Source organism: Mucilaginibacter sp. 21P (assembly GCF_019331605.1).
Lineage (GTDB): Bacteria > Bacteroidota > Bacteroidia > Sphingobacteriales > Sphingobacteriaceae > Mucilaginibacter > Mucilaginibacter achroorhodeus.
The window spans coordinates 4520050-4542714 of sequence record NZ_CP063061.1 but is presented as its reverse complement, the minus strand read 5'-3'; the positions used below and the strand labels follow the sequence as shown (position 1 = coordinate 4542714).

21 protein-coding genes are annotated in these 22665 nt (G+C 43.6%); 13 read left to right on the top strand and 8 right to left on the bottom strand.

Features of this window, described 5'->3' with window-relative positions; all coding sequences use genetic code 11:
- Positions 1-5: 5 nt before the first annotated feature.
- Positions 6-467 (bottom strand): DinB family protein, encoded by a 462-nt coding sequence (locus INP83_RS20215; protein ID WP_255563205.1) that lies wholly within the window; start codon positions 465-467, stop codon positions 6-8.
- A gap of 85 nt (positions 468-552) precedes the next feature.
- Here INP83_RS20215 and INP83_RS20210 point away from each other — a divergent pair, with 85 nt between their 5' ends.
- From INP83_RS20210 to INP83_RS20175, 8 genes are all read left to right on the top strand, one after another.
- Complete coding sequence (locus INP83_RS20210; protein ID WP_219125689.1) at positions 553-2262, top strand: glycosyltransferase family 39 protein; 1710 nt, start codon at positions 553-555, stop codon at positions 2260-2262.
- 9 nt (positions 2263-2271) lie between these two features.
- Positions 2272-3294 carry a hypothetical protein gene (locus INP83_RS20205; RefSeq protein ID WP_219125688.1) on the top strand — a complete coding sequence of 341 codons (1023 nt, stop codon included), beginning with the start codon at positions 2272-2274 and terminating at the stop codon, positions 3292-3294.
- Between the two features lie 162 nt (positions 3295-3456).
- Complete coding sequence (locus INP83_RS20200; RefSeq protein WP_219125687.1) at positions 3457-4170, top strand: DUF2490 domain-containing protein; 714 nt, start codon at positions 3457-3459, stop codon at positions 4168-4170.
- A gap of 45 nt (positions 4171-4215) precedes the next feature.
- Positions 4216-5136 (top strand): DUF58 domain-containing protein, encoded by a 921-nt coding sequence (locus tag INP83_RS20195; RefSeq protein WP_146272800.1) that lies wholly within the window; start codon positions 4216-4218, stop codon positions 5134-5136.
- Positions 5137-5227: 91 nt separating this feature from the next.
- A complete protein-coding gene (locus INP83_RS20190) occupies positions 5228-6697 on the top strand; it encodes a glycoside hydrolase family 130 protein (protein ID WP_219125686.1) in 1470 nt (489 codons plus the stop codon).
- A gap of 57 nt (positions 6698-6754) precedes the next feature.
- Positions 6755-7786 (top strand): tetraacyldisaccharide 4'-kinase, encoded by a 1032-nt coding sequence (lpxK, locus tag INP83_RS20185; RefSeq protein WP_219125685.1) that lies wholly within the window; start codon positions 6755-6757, stop codon positions 7784-7786.
- Positions 7770-8585, top strand: coding sequence for a purine-nucleoside phosphorylase (locus INP83_RS20180; protein WP_219125684.1), 816 nt, complete (start codon positions 7770-7772; stop codon positions 8583-8585). The genes lpxK and INP83_RS20180 overlap by 17 nt, the downstream gene beginning before the upstream one ends.
- Positions 8585-10690 (top strand): putative porin, encoded by a 2106-nt coding sequence (locus INP83_RS20175; RefSeq protein ID WP_255563204.1) that lies wholly within the window; start codon positions 8585-8587, stop codon positions 10688-10690. The genes INP83_RS20180 and INP83_RS20175 overlap by 1 nt, the downstream gene beginning before the upstream one ends.
- A gap of 81 nt (positions 10691-10771) precedes the next feature.
- On the opposite strand, the gene INP83_RS20170 is transcribed toward INP83_RS20175, so the two are convergent.
- Positions 10772-12034, bottom strand: coding sequence for an asparagine synthetase B (locus INP83_RS20170; RefSeq protein WP_370630578.1), 1263 nt, complete (start codon positions 12032-12034; stop codon positions 10772-10774).
- A 351-nt stretch (positions 12035-12385) separates the two neighbouring features.
- Between INP83_RS20170 and INP83_RS20165 the strand changes: the two genes are divergently transcribed.
- Together INP83_RS20165 and INP83_RS20160 are read left to right on the top strand one after the other, a co-directional pair.
- On the top strand, positions 12386-12823 hold the full coding sequence (locus INP83_RS20165; protein WP_117393756.1) for a peptidylprolyl isomerase: 438 nt from the start codon (positions 12386-12388) through the stop codon (positions 12821-12823).
- An 82-nt stretch (positions 12824-12905) separates the two neighbouring features.
- A complete protein-coding gene (locus INP83_RS20160; protein ID WP_219125683.1) occupies positions 12906-13406 on the top strand; it encodes a DUF5606 domain-containing protein in 501 nt (166 codons plus the stop codon).
- 220 nt (positions 13407-13626) lie between these two features.
- Here INP83_RS20160 and eno read toward each other — a convergent pair whose 3' ends face one another.
- The 6 genes from eno to INP83_RS20130 all read right to left on the bottom strand — a co-directional run bounded on the left by eno (position 13627) and on the right by INP83_RS20130 (position 20552).
- Positions 13627-14928, bottom strand: coding sequence for a phosphopyruvate hydratase (gene eno / locus INP83_RS20155; RefSeq protein ID WP_146272806.1), 1302 nt, complete (start codon positions 14926-14928; stop codon positions 13627-13629).
- A 104-nt stretch (positions 14929-15032) separates the two neighbouring features.
- Positions 15033-15770, bottom strand: coding sequence for a DUF2490 domain-containing protein (locus INP83_RS20150; RefSeq protein WP_219125682.1), 738 nt, complete (start codon positions 15768-15770; stop codon positions 15033-15035).
- Between the two features lie 154 nt (positions 15771-15924).
- A complete protein-coding gene (locus tag INP83_RS20145; RefSeq protein ID WP_219125681.1) occupies positions 15925-17082 on the bottom strand; it encodes an ABC transporter permease in 1158 nt (385 codons plus the stop codon).
- A gap of 87 nt (positions 17083-17169) precedes the next feature.
- Positions 17170-17934: an ABC transporter ATP-binding protein gene (locus INP83_RS20140; RefSeq protein WP_219125680.1), complete on the bottom strand. Its 765-nt coding sequence runs from the start codon at positions 17932-17934 to the stop codon at positions 17170-17172.
- Positions 17935-18076: 142 nt separating this feature from the next.
- Complete coding sequence (locus INP83_RS20135; RefSeq protein ID WP_219125679.1) at positions 18077-18289, bottom strand: DUF2945 domain-containing protein; 213 nt, start codon at positions 18287-18289, stop codon at positions 18077-18079.
- Positions 18290-18686: 397 nt separating this feature from the next.
- Positions 18687-20552 (bottom strand): DNA mismatch repair protein MutS, encoded by a 1866-nt coding sequence (locus INP83_RS20130; protein ID WP_219125678.1) that lies wholly within the window; start codon positions 20550-20552, stop codon positions 18687-18689.
- 20 nt (positions 20553-20572) lie between these two features.
- Here INP83_RS20130 and rlmH point away from each other — a divergent pair, with 20 nt between their 5' ends.
- The 3 genes from rlmH (at position 20573) to INP83_RS20115 (ending at position 22587) form a co-directional block, all read left to right on the top strand.
- Positions 20573-21046: a 23S rRNA (pseudouridine(1915)-N(3))-methyltransferase RlmH gene (rlmH, locus tag INP83_RS20125; RefSeq protein ID WP_146272812.1), complete on the top strand. Its 474-nt coding sequence runs from the start codon at positions 20573-20575 to the stop codon at positions 21044-21046.
- Between the two features lie 188 nt (positions 21047-21234).
- Complete coding sequence (locus INP83_RS20120; RefSeq protein ID WP_255563203.1) at positions 21235-22155, top strand: cation diffusion facilitator family transporter; 921 nt, start codon at positions 21235-21237, stop codon at positions 22153-22155.
- 12 nt (positions 22156-22167) lie between these two features.
- Complete coding sequence (locus tag INP83_RS20115) at positions 22168-22587, top strand: Dabb family protein (RefSeq protein ID WP_219125676.1); 420 nt, start codon at positions 22168-22170, stop codon at positions 22585-22587.
- The last annotated feature ends 78 nt before the right edge of the window (positions 22588-22665 follow it).

Below are 22665 nucleotides of genomic sequence, written 5' to 3'. Positions count from 1 at the left end.
GTTATCTACACCACCTTTCTCATAGCCATAATATAACCGTTATGCAATCCCTCGTGAAAAGGTAAAAAAGCAAGTGCTTCATCGATGTTGCTGATATCTACACCGTAGCGGGTTGTCCAGGTAGGGTAATTACCGAAAATTTTTGCTTCATAATCGCTTGCCAGTTTATCAAGGCTGGTGATGAACAATGATTTGATCAACGCGTATTCCCGCTCATCTGCCGGGCCTTCCGGTTTACTGCCAGATTCATAACGCTTGTAAAAATTATCATCAATCATATCATCCAAACCAGCTTTTAGGTAACATATCTTATATTGTGTGGCTACCATGTGCCCCAGGTTCCAGATGATATTGTTGTTAAAATTTGCGGGTATTTTGTTCAACTGCTCCAGGCTGAATTCGGTTAGAATATTCAATATGCTTAAGCGCGTTTTGCGCACAATTTCAAGTTGTTTGTCAATCATCATCGTTGTATTTGTATCATCAAATTTAGAATAATCACCTATATAAACTATGTATTGCTTGCGTCAATTTATTTTACATTTGTAGCCGATGGATAGCACGGCGGTTAGTCAAAACAACAGATCGGTATGGTACTTTATTTTGTGCTGGACGGTGTTTAATATCATCCAGTCTGCCACACTCGAACTGCATGCCGACGAAGCTTATTACTGGATCTATTCGCGTTTTTTAGCCTGGGGATATTTCGATCATCCGCCTATGGTGGCGGTATTCATCAAACTGGGATACGCACTGTTCCAAAACGAATTTGGCGTACGTTTACTAACCGTTTGCTGCAGCAGTATAGCACTTTATACCATATGGCTTGTAGTTAGGCAATATGGGGTAAGGGGATTGTGGTTTAATCTTATCATTGCCGGTACTTTTATCTTTAACATATACGGCTTTACTACCACGCCTGATGTGCCACTTTTTCTGTTCACGGTATTATTCTTCTACTTCTATAAAAAGTATCTCGAGGACGATAACATCAAACTTACCCTGCTGCTGGCGCTGATCATCGCATGCTTGCTGTATAGCAAGTACCATGCAGTATTGGTCATCGGGTTTACCATTATCTCAAATCCGGCTCTGCTTAAGCGTAAAAGTTTCTGGCTGATGGCAGCGGTTGCCACCTTGCTTTTTTTGCCGCATATATTATGGCAGGTGAACCATGGTTATCCAACTATCACCTATCACTTGTTCGATCGTTCTGAGGCGGGTTATCGCATCGACCAAACATTAGGCTACATCCCAGCGCAACTGGCAATGGGAGGCCCGTTCATCGGCTGGTTTATATTTTACGCCGCATTCCGCAACAAAGCTACTGATCCTTTTAAACGCGGACTTGTTGTAAACGCCGCAGCGACGTTCATCTTTTTCCTGCTTAATAGTTTGAAAGGTATTGTTGAACCACACTGGACGTTGATTGCATTTGTCCCGCTGGTGATACTGGCGCTGATATCCATAAACGAAGCCGGTAAAACATATACCTGGCTAATGAGGCTGGCCGCTGTAAATTTGGTGTTCATATTTGTGTTAAGGGCCTGCCTTATATTTGGCCCGGCCTGGTTACGCAAAGTTGATCAGTTTAAAAGCTACTATGGCTTTAAAGATTGGGCGCATTTGGTTAAGCAGAAAGCGGGCGATCATTATGTGATCATGAGCGAAGGTTTCCAGAACCCCAGCAAGTACGATTTCTATAATAATACCACCAAAGGCATGAGCTATGATGCACGCGATTACCGCCGCACCCAATTCAGTTTGTGGCCTATTGAAGATAGCCTGCAGCATAAGCGCATCTATTTACTTTTAAACTGGAATAACCCTGCTGTAACCCGGGATACCATACAGAACGAAGCAGGTACCTGGTTTGGTGGCTGGGTAGATGACGTGCGCACTTATCAAAAAGTGAACATAGCAGTGAACACCAAAGAGGTGAAAGCAAAGCCCGGCCAAAAATTACAATTTGACTTAACTATAACCAATCCATATCCCTTCGCAATTAACTTTGCCAACCTTGGCGCAAAACACTCGGTTTTTCTTGAAACCTGCTTTTTTATACACACTACACCAGTTGATGTGCAACAAGCAGGCGGCGATTTTAACCACATCAATTTGCAAAAAGGCCAAAGCACGCTTTACAAAATTACAGCCATTGCACCGCAAAAGCCGGGCAAATACGACCTGTTTTTTTCGCTGCGTACAGAACCATTTACCGGCAGCAGGAATAGCCGTTTTATAAAATTAATTGTTGAATAGCCCACACCGATGATAAAAAAATTACAACTACTATCGTTCTTCCTTATCTTGACAACAATTGCTGCGAAAGCACAAAATGTTGACTTCCATTTAAACGGTTTCGGATTTTTTGATAACCGCGAATACAAGGAATTTCCTGAGCGGTCGCGCACTTACTCGGGCGTTCGTACAACTATTGATCTTGGCTTCAACCTTGATAGCAACAACCACTTTATCGCCGGTGCAAATATGCTGCATGAGTTTGGCGGTAAGCCATTTTTTGTAAAAGTGGATCCTACTATTTATTACAGCTTTACCAACAAGAACTGGTTGTTCTATATCGGTGCTTTCTCGCGCGAGGGGTTGCTTACCGATTATCCGCGTGCCATGCTTAACGATACGTTGCGTTACTACCGGCCCAACGTTGAGGGGATGCTAACGCGATTTAAAAACGAGCATTTTACAGAAACTGTCTGGATAGATTGGGTAAGCCGGCAAACGGCTACAGATCGTGAGCAGTTTCTCTTTGGGTTCTCAGGTAAATACCAACCATGGTTAAATGGCCCATTGTATGTTTCACATTATACCTTTATGCTTCATGATGCGGGGAGTGCAACGCCGGAGCCGAATGATCATATCAAAGATAATGGTGCTATCCAATTAAAACTTGGTGCAAACTTCAGCCACAAAACTTTCCTGGATTCATTGAATATTGAAGCCGGTGGCATGATGTCTTTAGAGCGCATACGTGGTGTTGATGGCTTTCAGAAACCTAAGGGCTTTGTAGCCAATGCTTATTTAAGTTACTGGCGTGTAGCTTTATACGATGAGTTTTACAAAGGTGATGGTCACCATATTGAGTATGGTGACGCTTACTATCGTTTTAAAACTTACAACCGCCTCGATTTTATTATTACACCGTTTGTTGCCAAAGGACTACGCGGGCAATTCATATTTAGTTTGCACAATTCGCCGGGCTACAGCAGCAACCAGGAGGCTTTCAGGCTGGTGTATGATATTGGCAGAAAGAACCTGGTAAGATTTAAGGATTAAACATTCTTATCAAAGACGCTTCATTTCGAGCCATAGCGCGGCACTCAAATACAATAAGAAACCGTTAATTGCTTTCGGCATTTAATTCCACAGCAAGATTTATCCCTCATCCCCGTCCAAACAAAACGGGGATTTTCTATATTAGCTTTCCAACAATAAACTATGAAAAAGCTAATCAGGATATTCCTGTTTCTCATACTACTATCTCCGGTAAAATTACTTGCGCAGGACAACCGTTTCTCCGGTTGGGGTGCTTTGTTCCATACCCAGCGCTTTGGTCAACATTGGGGACTGTCCTTTGATGCGCAATTCCGGTCGTTTGATGAGTTCAAGTATCTGCAACACATTCTTTTACGCCCATCCGTGAACTATTACTTTGACGGCAACAAAATGGCGGCTCTGGGTTATGCATATATAACCACTAACGGTCGCGATGCAGCAGGCAGCAAAACCTTTAGGCCCGAGAGCCGTACCTGGCAGCAATTGATCATCAATAACAAAATCGGTAAGATCTCCACCCTGCAGCACCGATTCAGGTTAGAGCAGCGATTTTTGGGCAACACCACCAACCGCAATGATCATTACTTTTCGCAACGCTTGCGTTATTTTGCCAGGGCGGTTATCCCGTTCAAAAAAGATTCAACCTTTGTAAAAGGGCCGTTCATAGGCTTACAGAACGAGATATTTGTAAACGTGCAGAATAAAGAAAAAGTAAATAAACACTTCTTTGATCAAAACCGGGCGTACGTGGCTTTCGGGTATCGTCTGCACAAAAAGATAGATGTTGAAGTAGGTTACTTAAACCAGTACGTTAAGCAAGCAGAAGCATACTTTTTTAACCACGTGATACAAACTGCCATTTATACGCGTTTTTAAGCTGGACTCAAATTCTCTTAATTTGAGTCCAGAATATATTTAACCATGCCTCAACTCAGTAACGATCAACAGATTCGGCAACTGGCCAATCTTGAACTGCTTGCACGGCAAGTAGTAGAAGGTTTTATAACCGGCCTGCACCAAAGCCCGTTCCATGGTTTTTCTGTGGAGTTTGCTGAGCATCGTTTATATAATAGCGGCGAATCGGTAAAAAACATAGACTGGAAATTATTTGCGCGCACCGATAAACTTTTTGTAAAGCAGTTTGAAGAAGAAACTAACCTGCGCTGTTACCTGCTGCTGGATACTTCTTCCTCTATGAACTTTCCGGCAATTGGTCAAAGCAAACTGCAATTCTCGGTATACGCCATTGCATCGCTCATGTACCTGTTTAAAAAGCAAAGGGACGCGTTCGGGCTTTGCCTGTTTTCTGATAAGATGGATTGGATAAGTGAGGCAAGGTCTACATCGGCACACCTATTCTATTTGTTTGCGCAGTTAGAAAGCGCTTTTGAACAGCAGAAGCAAAAAACGGAGACCAATATCAGCCAAACGCTGCATTACATCGCTAATAATATCCACCAGCGGTCGATGGTGATCATCTTTAGCGATATGCTGGAGAATGGCATGAGCGAGGAGAAAGGCCAGGCGCTATTTGCAGCCATACAACATTTACGCTACCGCAAGCATGAGATACTGATATTTAATGTGATGGATAAGGCGCATGAGCTTGATTTCGGTTTCGATAACAGGCCGCATCATTTTGTAGATATGGAAACCGGTAGTGAGATCCGCATACACCCAAACCAGGTGCGCGATACCTATCGCGACGCTATAAAAAACTATCGTCATCAGTTAGCGCTTAAGTGTGCACAATATGGTGTAGAGCTGATAGATGCCGATATCTCCCAGGGGTATGATCACATTTTAAAGAGCTACTTAATTAAAAGAAACAGGATGATTTAACTGGTATAACAGCTTAAATTTAACCTTTCTTAAATTGTTCAAATCAATTTACAAAAGCGTGTGTTATTGAGTAAACGCACTTTTTATACGTATGAGACTTTCCGTAGAACGCAAACCGATAAGAGTTAACCCCGATCCGAAGCGTGTAATTGCACGGTTTTTTTTTAATGGCAACGGCCGTGCCAAGGAAGTTATTGAAAGAGTAATGAGCATTAGCGAGGAAACTGCCTTTGGCATTATCTCGCCACTTTTACAAGAATATTCAAAACGCCACCGTAATATAACCCGTGTGCTTAATCGCCATTGCAGCAAGTTAAAGCCGCTTTTTATTGAATTAGGGATCGATTTCGATAGCCTTTCCGTTTATCGGAAACTTCTGATGGGCTCATACTTTACGCACGAGTATTCTATCGAATCGGCGGCGTTCTTTAACCCCTCTGTTATTGAAGACCCTGACCAGACTGAATTGGAGGATGGCCAAAAACGCCTGATCATCAGCTTTAGGGCGGTGGGAGAGGGACACATCTCTTCTATCACTTTCCGCCGTGCAATGATAGATAAGGACAACCGCATAACTGTGCAACCTGCCGGAAGCTACATTGATGAGGCAGAAATAGTAAGAAACGCGGTTTACAACAAGAAACTGTTTTTTGAGAAAGCTGCTATTACGCAAATAAGTATCGATGTGCTTAATGAGCTGGAGTCAAAACTCGATCATCACTTTGAATATGCCAACCTGCGTCGCATCATCATGGATTCGCAGAAACTGCAGGACGATGATATGAAGCGCCTGGAGTACGACAAAATACTTTGGCTGGCCGATTCTTATTACGAGATCGTTTTCTCGATGGATACCGATATATCTGACAGGGTAATTTTCCCTATCTCTGAGTACGAACGTAAAGGTATAGAGGATGCGCGCTTTGTGAAGTTTGCACATGAGGACGGCACATCTGTTTACTATGCTACTTATACCGCTTATGATGGCTCGCTGATAATGCCTAAGCTGCTGCAAACCAACGATTTTTATAACTTCAAGATCATGCCGCTTTACGGTGCCGGTGCACAAAATAAAAACTTGGCGCTGTTCCCACGAAAGATAAACGGCCGTTACGCCATGATATCGCGTATTGATGGCTGCAACAACTACATCATGTACTCTGATAAGATCAACATATGGGAAAAACCTGATCTGTTGCAAAAACCCGCCTTTACCTGGGAGTTTGTACAGATAGGTAACTGTGGTTCGCCTATTGAAACCAAGGATGGCTGGATAGTTATAACCCATGGTGTAGGCCCTATGCGCCGTTATGTACTTGGTGCAAGCTTGTTAAAGTTGGATGACCCTGCTGTAGAGATCGGTCGTTTAAAGGAACCGCTATTGGTACCAAATAGCGATGAGCGCGAAGGTTATGTACCAAACGTGCTTTACTCTTGCGGATCTATCATCCATAATAATAAACTGATCATTCCTTATGGTATCTCAGATTCATCAACCTCGTTTGCTGAGGTTGACCTGGATGAACTGTTAACCCGCTTAAAAGAAGACGGCGTAGCATAAACAGCTGTAAAATTCGGCATAAACAAATCATCGCGGTATTAATTATCTTTACCGGCTATGCAATACCTGCGTTGGTTATTATTGCCTTTTTCTGTAGTATATGGTTTTGTAGTTACCATACGCAACTGGCTGTATGATGCAGGCTTTTTTAAAAGCCGTGCATTTGATATGCCTGTTATTTGCGTAGGCAACCTGGAGGTTGGCGGTGCGGGTAAAAGCCCTATGACAGAACACTTGATCGCTTTGCTTAAGGACGGAAATAAGGTCGCGACGTTAAGCAGGGGATATGGCCGCGAGACCAAAGGTTTTCTGGAAGCAAGCATCACTTCCACCGCCAGCCAGGTAGGTGACGAACCCTTACAATTTAAACGAAAGTTCCCGGATGTTGCCGTTGCCGTTTGCGAGAAAAGGGTAACGGGCATTGAAAAGCTGCAGCAAAAACATGATGTTATTATCATGGACGATGCTTACCAGCACCGCGCTGTAAAAGCAGGTTTAAATATTTTGTTATTTGATTACAGCAACTTACAAAAACCACAATTTGTATTACCTGCCGGTAACCTGCGCGAGCCATTTAGCGGCCGCTGGCGGGCTGATGTAATGGTGGTAACCAAATGCCCCACTTCTATCAATGAAAGCAACATGACGCGCTGTTACAACAAACTGACCCCATTAAGCACGCAGCCTTTATTTTTTAGCAGCATTACCTATCAGTCTCTTAAGGCTTTGAATGGCAACGAACAGCAAGTTGAGTTAGATGAAGATACAACGGTGTTCCTGCTTACAGGTATTGCCAATACCGCGCCGCTGTTAAGCTATATCCGCACTTTTACATCCCACATAATTCATCACAAATATCCCGATCATCACCAGTTTACCACAAAAAATATAACTAAACTTGCTGATGATTTTGAGGCCTGTACATCAGCAAAAAAACTTGTGATAACAACAGAAAAAGATGCACAGCGTTTAACGCTTGACGAACTTAAGGACCTGCAGGTTTACGTGCAGCCCATAGGCCTTAAGTTTTTAAACCAGGCGCAGCCTCAATTTGATAAAATAATTACAGACTATGTTAGACAATATTAACCATACTGCATCATATATTAAAAGCCGAATAGGTGATTTTGAACCCGAGGTAGGCATTATCTTAGGTACCGGACTTGGGGGACTTGTTAGGGAAATTGAGGTTGAAAAACAACTGATGTATTCTAATATTCCTGATTTTCCCATCTCTACGCTCGAGTTTCATTCAGGTAAGCTGATATTTGGCATGCTTGGCGGTAAAAAGGTAGTAGCTATGCAGGGCCGCCTGCATTATTACGAGGGTTACAATATGCAGCAGATCACCTTCCCGGTGAGGGTGATGAAGATGCTGGGTATTAAAACGCTGTTTGTATCAAACGCCAGCGGGTCGCTAAACCCGGATTTTAAAAAAGGCGACCTGATGATCATTGAAGATCACATAAACTTGCAGCCCATGAACCCGCTGATAGGCCGTAATGATAGCGACCTTGGTCCGCGGTTCCCGGATATGAGCGAGCCCTATAGATACGATCTGATAAATAAAGGCCTTGCTATTGCGAAACAAAACAATATTACCTGCCATAAAGGAGTTTATGTTGCGGTTACCGGCCCTAACCTGGAAACCCGTGCCGAATACAAGTACCTGCGCATTATTGGTGGCGATGCCGTTGGCATGAGCACCGTGCCAGAGGTTATTGTTGCGAACCACATGGGTTTACCGGTTTTTGCTATTTCTGTTTTAACTGATGAGGGTTTCCCGGCGGAGTTGAAACCTGTATCGGTTGAGGAGATACTGGCAGTGGCAACAGCCGCTGAACCACAGTTGACATTGATTTTAAAAGAACTTATTGCAGGGCTTTAATGGCGAATAAGCTTAAATACCTTTTTATTTTATTGATATGTGCTGCTGCGCAGGGTGCCTTTGCGCAGATCACAAATCCGCGGTTCCCCGGCCAGCGTACCGATCAGCCGGTGTACAGTCGTGATACCACTAAGATGCGCGCGCGCTCAAATGCATCAGACAACCTGGATTCATTACGTAAGCGCGAGGAGAATAAGCACGACTCTGTTGTGTTCAACTCTAAGTACATTAAGGTAACCAGCGAGCGCCTGCTGGCCGATAGTATACAGCTTTTTCCGCTGGATACCGGCTTGGTAAATTTTGAGAATTATAGTCCGCTTAACCAGCCGCGCAATCCAAAGATAAGCTTGGGCTACCCGGGCACAGCTGCACGAGACCTGCTGTTTAGTCCCCGAAAGACAATCGGTTTTGACGAAGGCCTTCACGCGCTCGATGCCTACATGGTCAACCCGCAGGACCTGAATTATTTTAATGCCCGTGCGCCATACACATTGCTCTCTTTATATAGCACAATTGGCGGCACTAAAGAGCAGATTTTTAAGACACTGCATACCCAAAACATAAAGCCCAACTGGAACATTGGCTTCATTCTTAACTTTAACGGATCAAAAGGTTATTATTCTACCAACAACATTATTTCCCAAAATGTAAGCGATCTTACTGCGGGCATTTTTAGCTGGTATCATAGTAAAAGCAAGCGCTATAATTTACTTGCTAATTTTTTATTCAATAACCTGAAATCGCCGGAAACGGGCTCTATTTTAAAGGATACCATATTTAAAAGCGCCAACTCATCTTTTGATAAAACCGGCGAACCCGTGCGCTTGCCAAGCAGCTATGCCAACTGGAAAAGTACAGGGCTGTACGTTAAGCAGTTTTATTACCTGGGCCGTATTGATAGTTTAAACAAAGGCAAAACCGGTACAGCCAACGTGCTGCCAACGCAACGAATAGGTTATACCTTTTACGCTAACCAACGCAAATACAATTACCTGCAAAATGGGTTAGACCAATATGGCGCCTTCCCTGATTATTATTTTACGGCTGCCCGCTCGCGCGATTCACTCAACGTGTTTCACCTGCAGAACGATTTCTCTTACAGCTTCTACCTACGTGGCAAATCCGGTAAGATCAGCAAAAATGAACTAAAGCTCGACCTTGGCCTTACGCAGGATTTTTACAAAGTAAGCCAATTTGTTGCAGACTCCGTCATCAACCAATTTGGACGGAAAGTAATACAGCCCGACAGAAAACAAAACGAGACCTTCCAGAACATAACCCTTAAAGGCAAACTGGGTTATCGTTTTAGCGACAGGATCTACCTGGAGGGCGATGTGCAACAGATCGTCCAGGGGCGCAACTTTGGCGACTTTTTGTATGATGCTAAGCTAACACTTGCCGGTGGGCGCAAAACCGGGCGAATATTACTGGGTGCTTATCAGCAAAGCAGCTCGCCGGGCATGGTATACACCAACTGGATATCAAACCATTTTATCTTTAATAACGATTTTAAAAATCAAAAGGTCACAAATCTATCGTTCAATTATATTAATGACGCCCTTGAGCTCGATCTTAAAGCTGAGTATTTTTTGCTAAACGATTACTTGTATTTTGCATCGCAGCCTAATGGTATCGATGCCGCACCCCAACAATATGGCTCGGCAATAAACCTGCTCAAGATAAGCATTGGCAAAAACCTGCACTGGCGCAAATTTAACTTTGATAACTATGTGGTTTACCAAAAAACGGATAACGCCAGCCTGTTACGCACACCAGAAGTTTATACTTTTAGCAGCCTTTATTACAAAGCGCAGATATTTACCCTTAAATCGCAATTTGGTGTAAACGTACGATATAATACACCTTACGTGGCTCCGTCATACGCGCTGAGCATTGGGCAGTTCTACAACGGCCAGGATGTAACCTTTACATCTTACCCGGTAGCGAGTGTTTTCTTTAAGGCAACCTTAGAGCGCACCAATATATTTATCCAGTATGATTATGTAAACCAGGGCTTATTCAGCAACGGTTTCTACACAGTTAACCGTTACCCGCAGTTAGACAGGATCCTGAAATTCGGCGTAGCCTGGACGTTTTATAATTAGTTCTCAGTTGGCGGTTTTCAGTTTGCAGTTCCGGTTGGATTTAATAGCTTAAAACTGCCAACTACAAACTGCTAACTGTTATCACGTTTTCTGTTTCTTTTTCTTAGCTGCCGGGAACAAAACGTTATTCAATATCAACCGGTAGCCGGGCGAGTTGGGGTGCAGTTTAAGATCAGTAGGAGGGTCGCCTACTGCGTGCTGGTAGTCTTCGGGGTCGTGGCCGCCGTAGAATGTCCACTGGCCCTTGCCAAATTCGCCGTGAATATAACGCGCTTCATTGCCGGTTTTCATTTCGCCCATAATGGTGATGCCGGGTTTTAACTTGCTTTTATTGTAGGCCGTGGTAAGGCCCATAAATCCTTTGATCACCTTGTCATGGTCTTGCGTTAGCATACTGGGCACCACATCCCACTTGGCAGAGAAATCAAATAAAGTGAAGAAATCCCGAGTACGGTCAACCTGGCGGGTAGGGGTAACATCAATATCCGCAAATTGATGCGAAAAAGGATTTTGATCGAGCGTAAAATTCTGAAAGGCAAATGTTTGGGTAAAATCCAGTTTCTGCTGGGCGTTAGGGTCGGCGTTGTCACCGTCAAACATATTCTCACAGATATCTGTATTAGCAGCCGACAGCGCAATATCAAAAGTATCCGTAGCGCTGCACATGGCGAATAAGAAGCCACCACCTGCGCAAAAATCACGAATGTGCTGGGCAACCGCTAACTTCATTTGCGACACCTTTTTGAAACCCAATTTGGCAGCCATTGCGTTTTGTGCTTTTACATCATCATTATACCATTGAGTGTATTTATAAGCCCCATAAAATTTGCTGAACTGCCCGGTAAAATCTTCGTGGTGCATGTGCAGCCAGTCGTATTTGGCAAGGTCGCCGCGTATAACTTCCTCGTCGTAAACTACGTCGTAAGGTATTTCTGCATATTTGAGCACCAGGGTAACAGCATCGTCCCAGGGTAACTTATTCTTAGGCGAATACACAGCCATCTTAGGCGCTTTCTCCAATTTAACCAGGTCCATGTTTACAGATGGATCACTTACCTCGGTGGCAATCTCAGTGGCTTTTGCATCGGCAATAACTTCATAGCTTACACCGCGGATCTTGCATTCATCCTCCAACGCTTTGGCATACTTCATCATAAAGCTACCGCCCCGGTAATTAAGCAGCCAGTCAACCGCTTCGCCATTTTTCAAAGTCCAGAAAGCAATACCGTATGATTTAAGGTGATCTTTCTGCTGATCGTCCATAGGGATAAGGATGGATGATGCCCTTGTAAGTTGCGCCAAAAGGAGAAAAGCGAAAGCAAAAAGGTGTTTTTTAATTAGCATGTTGATGTGCTAATGTAACGATTAATTGAATAAGGTATTATGCCCCGTTAATGCTCTTATAATATAAAAATCCTGCGCGTCATTGCGAGGTACGAAGCAATCTCCGAACTTTATAGAGCGGTCTGTCCTGAGTAGAGATTGATTCGTACCTCGGGATGGAAACGGATACCGGCCCAGCGCCAAATGCCCGCAGGCGCATGAGTTTATCGCCCGAGAGTGAATGTTGAATAGTGATAAACTAATAACCACCTCACTATTTAACAAATAACTGTTAACCAAAACCTTTAGCCTTTCGCCTTTTACCTTTCACCTCAATTACTTACCTTTGCCACCTGTTTAAATTTGAAAATCATGAGCAAAGCAATAATCAAAACCGAAAAAGGTGACATGACCGTTGAGTTTTTCGACAAAGATGCACCAAACACAGTAGCCAACTTTTTAGGCCTGGCAAAATCGGGTTTTTACGATAACGTTACCTTTCACCGTGTTATCCCTAACTTTGTGATTCAAGGCGGCGACCCAACCGGTACAGGTGCAGGTGGCTCAGGCAAACGTATTGATTGCGAACTTACAGGCGATAACCAATACCACGACCGCGGCGTACTTTCAATGGCACATGCCGGCCGTAACACTGGTAGCTCTCAATTTTTTATCTGCCACAGCCGCGATAATACAGCCCATCTTGACCGTAACCACACCGTGTTTGGTAAAGTAGTTGAGAACGTTGACGTTGTTGACGATATACGCCAGGGCGATAAAATTTTAGGTATAGAGGTTATTGAGGGATAGTTAATTAGAGATCAGTTGACCGGAGATTAGTTTTCATAAGAAACTAATCGCTTAGTAACCTGATCAACCAATCACATAAAGAATGAATTTACACGGAATTGTAGCCGTTTCCGGCAAACCGGGCTTATGGAAAGCGCTTGCACAAAATAAAACCGGTTATGTGCTGGAGAGCCTTGACGATAAAAAAACCAAGCTGGTAGCCAACGTGGCGACTGCAAAACTGGCTGCATTAAGCGAAATAACCATTTTTGGCTTAGAGGACGATATTAAGTTGACCGATATTTTTGAAAAAATGAAATCGGTTACCGTGCCTGCAACCAAAGACGACGGTAAAAAACTTCGAGCGTTTTTCTTTGAAGTAGCGCCGGATCATGATGAAGAAAAGGTTTATTCATCAGATATCAAAAAGATCATCAACTGGTACCTGATCCTTAAAGATCTGCCATTATTCAACGAGGCCGACCTTGCTGAAGCGCTTGCTGCTGAAGAAGCACCTGCTGCCGCTGCAGAGCCTGTAGATGAAGCTAAAGAAGAAGCTGCACCGAAAGCAAAAGCTAAAAAAGTACCTGCTAAGAAGGCATAAATTCCATTAAACTTTAAAAAGATGAAAGCCCCGACAGTGAAAGCTATCGGGGTTTTTTTATCGTCCAACTCACGCGTCATCGCGAGGTACAAAGCAATCTCTACATATGCTGGTCGCTCTGTATAGTTCGGAGGTTGCTTCGTACCTCGCAATGACGCATTTGAGAAGCAAAAAGCCCCGGACAAGTCCGAGGCTTCAATATCAAAAATCCTATTACAGATTATTTTCTGTTTTTAACGTATTTAAAGTTTTTGCCGATGAAACGTGCGTTCTCGCCTAATTCTTCTTCGATACGTAGTAACTGGTTGTATTTAGCGATCCTGTCTGAACGTGATGCTGAACCGGTTTTGATCTGACCGCAGTTAAGGGCAACAGCAAGGTCGGCGATGGTAGCGTCTTCAGTCTCACCAGAACGGTGGCTCATAACTGAAGTGTAGCTGTGTGTTTGTGCCAGGCTAACCGCGTTGATGGTTTCAGTTAACGAACCAATTTGGTTTACCTTAACCAGAATAGAGTTTGCAGTATCGGCATCAATACCTTGTTGTAAACGTTTTACATTGGTTACAAACAAATCGTCACCTACCAACTGTACTTTATCACCAATTTTATCGGTAAGCATTTTCCAGCCTTCCCAATCGTCTTCTGCCATACCATCCTCAATAGAGATGATAGGATATTTAGCAGCTAATTCAGCAAGGTAATCTGCTTGCTCAGCGCTGGTACGGATAGCGCCTTTGTCGCCTTCAAATTTGGTGTAGTCGTATTTACCGTCTTTGTAAAACTCAGAGGCGGCACAGTCAAACGCCAGGAATATATCAACACCCGGTTTGTAACCTGCTTTTTCAATTGCTTTAAGAATGGTTTCAACACCATCTTCGGTACCTTCAAAAGTTGGTGCAAATCCACCTTCGTCACCTACTGCGGTTGAAAGACCACGGTCGTGAAGGATCTTTTTAAGGTTATGGAAAACCTCGGTACCCCAACGTAATGCTTCAGAGAATGAAGAAGCACCGGCCGGCATGATCATGAACTCCTGGAAAGCGATAGGCGCATCAGAGTGCGAACCACCGTTAACAATGTTCATCATCGGGATTGGCAAAGTGTTAGCATTTACACCGCCAATGTAGCGGTACAAAGGCTGGCGGCTTTCCTGTGCAGCAGCTTTAGCTACAGCTAATGAAACACCCAGAATGGCATTTGCACCCAGGTTACCTTTATTTTCGGTACCATCTAATTTGATCATCAGGCTGTCGATAGCATTTTGTTCAAATACATCAACACCTCTCAATTCAGGAGCTATTTTCTCGTTCACATTTTCAACGGCTTTTAAAACGCCTTTGCCCATGTAAACAGCTTTATCATTATCGCGAAGCTCAACAGCCTCATGCACACCTGTTGATGCACCTGATGGTACAGCAGCACGGCCAAGGGCACCGTTCTCGGTTAAAACATCTACCTCTATCGTAGGGTTACCGCGCGAATCAAGTATCTGGCGCGCATGAACATCAATTATCAAGCTCATAGTGTATTATCGTATTTATTTGAGTGTTACTATACTAAATTGGTGGGCTAAGTTAAGCGCAAAATAAAGAAATACCAACCTTAATTTACATTTGTAACAATTACTTAATCTGAAGTGGTTGGCAGGTGTTCGCGCTCAGGGCTATTTTTGCGGTTAATGCGGTACATCAGCGTTAGCATGATATTGTTCTTGGCACTGCTGGTAGTGGTGGTATAGTTGCGCTGGTTTATCCAGCCGGCCTGTACTATCCACTTTTTATCAAACTGATAGCCTAATGCCGCTGAGACCCTGTTCCGCTCAAAATTTGGTGCTTTGTTGTTAAAGAAAATCTCGTCGAAAACGGAAATAAACCACGTTTTGGCTACGATCTTCACATTGTTTAACGGGATGAACATATTAAGCCTGTAGCGGAAACGATTGCGGTAATTGCCATCCAACCAGCGTTGCTCTACGCGGTAACGGTGCTCAAATTTTAAAGGGGTAAGAAACTGGTTAATGGTCATTTGCTCCCAAACCCTGAACTCGTTAATAGTTGGGCCATCAGCAATATCAAGATAATTATAAGTGTGGTAGGTGCCCGTGCCTAACAGGGCGATAAAGTTTTTATCGATGTCATAGCTTACACCTGCTTTGGCCTCGTAATACTGGAACTGACTAAAGCCGACACCGTTGGTACGCAACTGAAATTCGGAATAACCACCCCAACGATGGGCACTATCGCCCGGCATTACAATGGTAGCAATACCCCATGTGCCTAATTTTGAATCTTGCGCGTTAACATAACGTGAGTTAAATATTAACAGCGTGGTAATTAAGCAAATCTTGATAGTGGTTTTTAACATTATCTTAATAGTTTGATAATGCAAAGCTATTTCCCTAATGTTAGCTGGATGTTAATTATAGTATGCTTAATATTAAATTTATGTTAACAGTGAGCTTGGCCCAAACAAAAAAGACGCGGTAACACGCGTCTCAAAGTATTATTCATATGATTGATTATTCCCACTTAAAAGTTTTAACCGCTACAGCATAAACTCCTATACCCCATAGGAGCAATATGAACAATTGATGGGTAACATCGCCTAAACCTGCTCCCTCAAAAGCCACTTTACGCATGGCGTTGTTAAGGTGTGTTAATGGCAGCACGTTACTCAAATGCTGCAGCCAAACCGGAAATGCTGTTACGGAAAAGAAGGTTCCGGATAGCAGGAACTGCGGCATTGTGATGATATTGGAAATGGGCGGTATAGAACTTTCGTTTTTGGCGATGCCCGAAATTGTAAAACCGAAACCCATAAATATAATCAGCCCAATGGTGCAAAGCACCAGCATATTAAGCACTGTGGTAATGCCGTGTATCAATGTAAAGCCAAAAACAAAGTGCCCGATCACAATAATAAACAGTGCGCCAAGTAAGGCAAAAACGATACGCGCAATGGCCTCACCCAAAACAATGCTTGAGCGTTTTACCGGGGTGGCAAAGAACCTTTTGATTACCAGCATGATGCGTAAGCTTAGGAATACGAAGGCCGTACCGAATACCCCGCTGCTTAATAATGAAAAACCTAACTGACCAGGCAATATAAAGTCGATGTATTTGTATTCGCGGCCGGTTACGATGGTTTCCTTCAGGTCTACAGCCTTAGGAATAGGTACCGGCGACAATTTCTGGATCTCTTTTACCTGTACGGATTGTATCTGGTAGAAAATGTTATTTAATGCTGATTTCAAAACAGCACCTTTATCTGCTGATGCGTGACTGTATTGAACATTAACTTCAAACGGCGCTTTTCGAGGGATTGCTGGTGCAAGAGGATTTATCGACAAGGCATCTTTGTTCACCTTAAGGTCCAATATCGCATCAATGCTGCCCTTTGCCAGGTTTTTTTTCATCTCATCTGCTGATTGATCCTTTATCAGGTGGATGATCTTATTCTTAGCAAGTGCTTTGTAAATAACACTGGTTGTATCACAGCCTTTGGCTACACCAACATCTACCGACATGCCGCCACCGCCAATGTTAGCAAACACTACGATAAATATCAGCGGGAAAGCCAAGCTAAACACTACAGCAGACGGACTACGTAATATGGAGCGGAAACTTGCCCTTGCAATGGCAAGTGTAGCGCGGGTGTTACTATATTTTTGGTTCATTAGTTGATTGGTTCAATTGTTCATTGGGTCATTGGCTAAGTTTGGGCGCTAACTGCAAACTCAAAATTGCCAACTGCGCCGCAGGCTTTATCCTTCCCGCCATTCCTTTCCGGTAAGGTTGATGAATACATCTTCAAGGTTAGCGGCTTTTACTTGCTTTTTGCGTTCAAAGCCTTTTGCAACCAATTGGTCTATAAAATGGTCGGGGGTATCAATCCCAATAATGTGTCCGCCGTCAACAAACGCTACACGGTCGCAAAGTACTTCTGCCTCGTCCATGTAGTGGGTAGTGATCACCACCGTTGTTCCATTATCGCGTATCTCGCGTATCAGGTCCCAAAGATTGCGCCTGGCCTGTGGGTCGAGGCCGGTTGTTGGCTCATCCAAAAATATGATGCGTGGATTATTGATAAGCGTTGTGGCAATGGAAAAACGTTGCTTCTGCCCGCCCGAAAGATCTTTAAATTTTGCTTTGGCTTTATCTGTAAGCGCAACCTTTTCCAGCATTTCCGCCGGGGTTTTGTTTACCCCGTAAAGGCCTGAGAAAAGTACTATCAATTCTGAAAGATTGAGGTTGGGATAATAGCCTGCAGCCTGTAACTGTACACCAATGCGTTTCTTGATCTCGCCGGCATCGTTTTCAATATTGAAACCATCAACAATTACACTGCCGGAGGTTTTTTCGCGCAGCGTTTCAATGATCTCGAGTGTGGTGGTTTTACCGGCACCGTTAGGGCCTAATAAACCAAATATCTCACCCTCGTAAACCTCAAAGCTTACGCCTTTTACCGCCTCAAAGTCGCCATAGCTTTTAACCAGGTTGGTTACCGTGATAATAGGTTGGTTTGCCATACTGTAAATATGCAGTGTATTTACCACATCGCAGCTACAGCGGCATAAAAAATAAATTAAAAATTGATTAAAGTTTAGGTGTGGGTAAGAGAGATTCAAATGCCGGCAAGTGCTTTATAGGCAACTGTCGGCATATCATTTGTTACTTTCCACCTTTTTTTAATTCGCTTTCAGATTTTAGCACTTTGCCGCCATCTTTTTGCTTTACTTCGTAAGCAGGCTCATCTTCTGTTGCTTTACGTTTTACAGTTGAGCCTTTAATGGTTTTGGTAGTGGTTGAGGTATGTTTCTTTTCGATAGTGCCTTCGGCTTCTGACGAACCCCATTTCCAGTGAACGGTATCTCCTTTTTTCATAGCTGTAGTTTTAAAGGAGATTTAGCAATAGCCCTGCCAAAAGCATCAGCTAAAATATATACCTGCCTATTAAGCCGATCAAAGTAATGGCCTGTGCAACAAAAGCTATTACGGTTGCTAAGGCTGGTATGGTTAATAAATGTATCATGACTGTGGGTTTTTGTTTACAACACAAAATTGTATCAAAACAGCCCTCAGCGTTAGCGTTATTAGGCAAATGGAGGTAAAATGTCGGTGAAAGTAATAGCCGGGAAATTAAATAAAGCGTTTTTAGCGGTGGGAGATTTTACCGACGGATGTATAAGAGCTAAGAATAATTTGGCGTAGGAACCCCTCCCTGCCATCGCTTCTGTCTGCCGCACCCCTCCCCGAGGAGGGAATTAAAGCCTCGTTGCTTTTACTCTGCCTCCACATTTATACCGATCTGCTTAAGCAGGAGCGAGGCATTAAAGGTTTTGCACTCACCGTGTTTAAGCTTGTAATCAAAAAGCATTTCGCCTTCTATTACCTGTATGTCGAAATAGTAGTTGCGTACATAATCAGGGTATTTGTCTTCCAGTCGGGCAATTTGCAGGTCGTGGGTGGCAACCATGCCTACACCTTTTTTTGCGATAAGCTGCTCAATAACCGCTTTGCTGCCCAGGTATTTATCCATGGAGTTAGTGCCGCGCAGCATCTCATCTATCAAAAAGAAAACCCTGTGCTCATGCTCAACAGCCGCCAGCAGCATCTGCAGCCTGTCCAGTTCGGCTTTAAACGTTGACGTGCTTTCATTCAGCGAATCTTTGATACGCATGTAGCTCACGATAGTTATTACCGAAACTTCCATTTCTGCAGCGCAAACCGGCGCGCCGCTCAAAGCTAAAACCGTATTGATGCCAATGGTACGGAGGAACGTACTTTTGCCTGCCATGTTAGAGCCCGTGATAATATCTATTTTAAATGCATCCTGCAGCTCATAGTCGTTATCAACGCGGTTGCCGCGGATAAGCGGGTGGGCAATGTGCTTAGCCGTAAGGGTGTAGCCTTCCGTATCGGCAATTACCGGGTAAACCCAGTCAGGGTAGTTAATGGCCGGCACCGCAAGGCTTATAAATGCTTCAAATTCGGCGATAACATCAAAGGCTTCCTCAAAATTTTGCTGGTTATTACGCTTCCATTTTTCTATAAGGATGATCTGTTTTAAAGCCCACAGGAAAAACACATTAAGTATGAACCCAACTATCATAATTAAGCTATAGCTGAGTTTGTTGATGAGTTTAGACAGTTCCGTTATATTTTTTGATGTTTGGTTAACCTTTAATTTCTCATACAGTTCCGCACATCTTTGCGATTGCCATTGCTTACTTTCTATAGCATTAAATACAACGGCGTAGCTGGCCAGCACATCGCTTATTTTACCGGCAATGGCCCCGGCCTTTAATATATAACTGCCCTTTGCAACCAGGATGGACATATTTACCAGCCCTAACAGGATAGCGATAATTGTAAAATAAGGTGATAAAAAAGCACCGGCAAGCAGCATCCCAAACAGGAGGTATGGCGCTATTTTTATGTAAATGCTTAACCACCTCTCGCCGGTTAAATGCAATGGCGTTTTAAGATACGCAAGCAGCTGCTTCATTTGGTCTGTATCTTCTTTAGCGGCGAATAACAGCTTGGTTTGCGTGTTAACCTTCCAATCATTATTCGCGGCTATTTCCTGCACCGCTTCCTGACGGATCAGTATTGTCGCTTTATTGGCAGGCGCGCTTAACCAGCCGGCAAGTTTATCGTTACCGGCAGATGTAGCTGCACGGTTAGTGAGGTTATACAGCGAGGCATTCCCAAAAATATCCAGATCAGAAGTGTAGAAATGCTTTTCATTGCTATACTTTTGGCCGTTGTCATACAGGTTGGTGCCGGTTTGCAGGCTGTTGATCTCGTTAAGGTTTACTCGCTCAAGGTCGAGGTGATAATCACGTAAACGCTCGTATTTACCTTGTTGGGCCACAAGTGCAACAAATGCAGCCAGTAGCAACACAGTGCCAACGCCTAACACCACAAAGCTATCTTGCTGCACGGTAATGTAAACCACAAAAATCATCATGGCAAAAATGCCTAAGCGCATCAGTGAGTAAGTATTAGCTTGCTGTTTGTAGTGATCGGCCTGCCGGCGCGCTTTGTTCGCAGCTTCTTCGTAATTGGCTATAATGGTTTGTTGCACAGATTTTATAGGTATTTTTGCAGCTTCAATTTTACAACAATAAGATAACATATCCATTTAAATAGTTACAGCAGGGCATGAAAATCACGTTTATTACCGTTGGCAAAACCGAAGATGCTTACTTAAAAGAAGGTATTGAAAAGTATGTTAAGCGGCTTAAACACTACACCAAGCTGGAACTACATGACCTGCCCGAACTTAAAAATACCAAGGCCCTTACCGAGGACCAGCAGAAAACAAAAGAGGCGGAAATGATCCTGAAGAAGTTAACTCCGCAAGATCATTTGATCCTGCTTGATGAGGGTGGTACCGAATATACATCGGTACAGTTTGCCAATTACATCAACAAGCGGTCGGTAACTTCGTCGGCCAATTTGGTGTTTGTGGTGGGTGGCCCTTATGGTTTCCATGATTCGGTTTACCAGCGGGCAAATGATAAAATTTCGCTTAGCCGCATGACCTTCTCCCACCAAATGGTGCGCCTGTTTTTTGTTGAGCAACTGTACCGCGCTTATACCATTATCAAGGGCGAGCCTTACCATCATCAATAGATGTGCAGTCCCGATAGCGATCGGAATCAGATGTGCAAATGATTTCTAATTGGTTACTGACAAGAATGCGTCAGCGTTCACGGTGTTCAAGAGCGTTCATGGTGTGAACGTGAACACTTACAGGTATTTTCTGTAAATTCTTAAATCCTGTAAATTCTGATTAAGACTATTAATTTGCACATTTGTATATGCACATGCACAGTCACGACCATTCGCACCATCATCACGATCATACACCCAAGCTTGACCATCTTAATGCCGCCTTTATCTGGGGAATTGTCCTTAATTCGGCTTTTGTAGTTATCGAAGTGATCTACGGTTTGATCAGCGGGTCACTTTCGCTGCTTACAGATGCCGGGCATAACTTAAGCGATGTGGCTTCATTAGCGTTGGCGCTGCTGGCTTTTAAACTGGCCAAGGCAAAATCAAACAAGAACTATACTTATGGTTACAAACGGTCTACTATCATCGTGTCGTTTTTTAACGCTGTGATCTTGGTAGTTGCTGTCGGCTTCATCATTTATGAAGCCGTTATGCGCTTTATCCACCCCGAGCCAATCGCCGGTGGTACTATTGCATGGGTTGCTTTGGCAGGTATTGGTGTAAACGGTTTTACCGCATGGCTTTTTGTGAAAGATAAAGACAGCGACCTCAACGTAAAAGGTGCTTACCTGCACATGGCAGTGGATGCCATTGTATCATTAGGGGTTGTAATCTCTGGGGTGATCATTTACTTTACAGGGTTTATCTGGTTGGATAGCGCGGTAAGTATCATTATCGGTGTGGTGATATTGGTAGGCACATGGAGTTTGCTTAAAGATAGTCTTCGCCTTGAAATGGACGGGGTTCCGAAAGATATCGACCTGCAAAAAATAAAAGCTGAATTACTTAAAGGAAAGGGGGTGGTAGATGTACACCATATGCACGTTTGGGCCTTGAGCACTACAGAAAATGCCCTAACTGCTCATTTGGTCATCAGCCCGGAACATATGGCCATGTTTGACGAAATAAAGCATGACCTGCGCCACAAGCTGGAACATCTATCCATTACCCACAGTACATTTGAGCCGGAGTTCAGCGACGAAAAATGCCAGCAACCAGATTGTTAAACCTTAACCGATATGAAAACCACCCGACGGAAATTCATCGCTACTGCTGCTGCAGTAACAGCCGGCACAGCTATTGCATCAGCCATGCCATCATTTATAAAACCAACTGCCATGAATAATAAATATCCAATTGTACACCATGTTTTCTTTTGGTTAAAAAATCCGGGTTCGGTAGACGATCGCGATAAGATCATCGCCGGATTAAAGACCCTTCGTAAAATAGAGACCATCAAAGAGCTGCGCATTGGCGTTGTTGCCAGCACCGAAAAGCGCGATGTAGTGGACAATAGCTGGGCAGTATCAGAACTGATGTTCTTCGAAAATCTGGAAGGCCAGGCATCTTACCAAAGCCACCCCATTCATCAGCAATTTATAAAAGATTGCAGCCACCTTTGGGATAAGGTTGTTGTTTATGATGCACTGGATGTATAAGAATTAATGCCAATGACTCTATAGAATGAAAAAGCCCCGATAGTAAAACTATCGGGGCTTTCTTTATTAAAGTGTTAT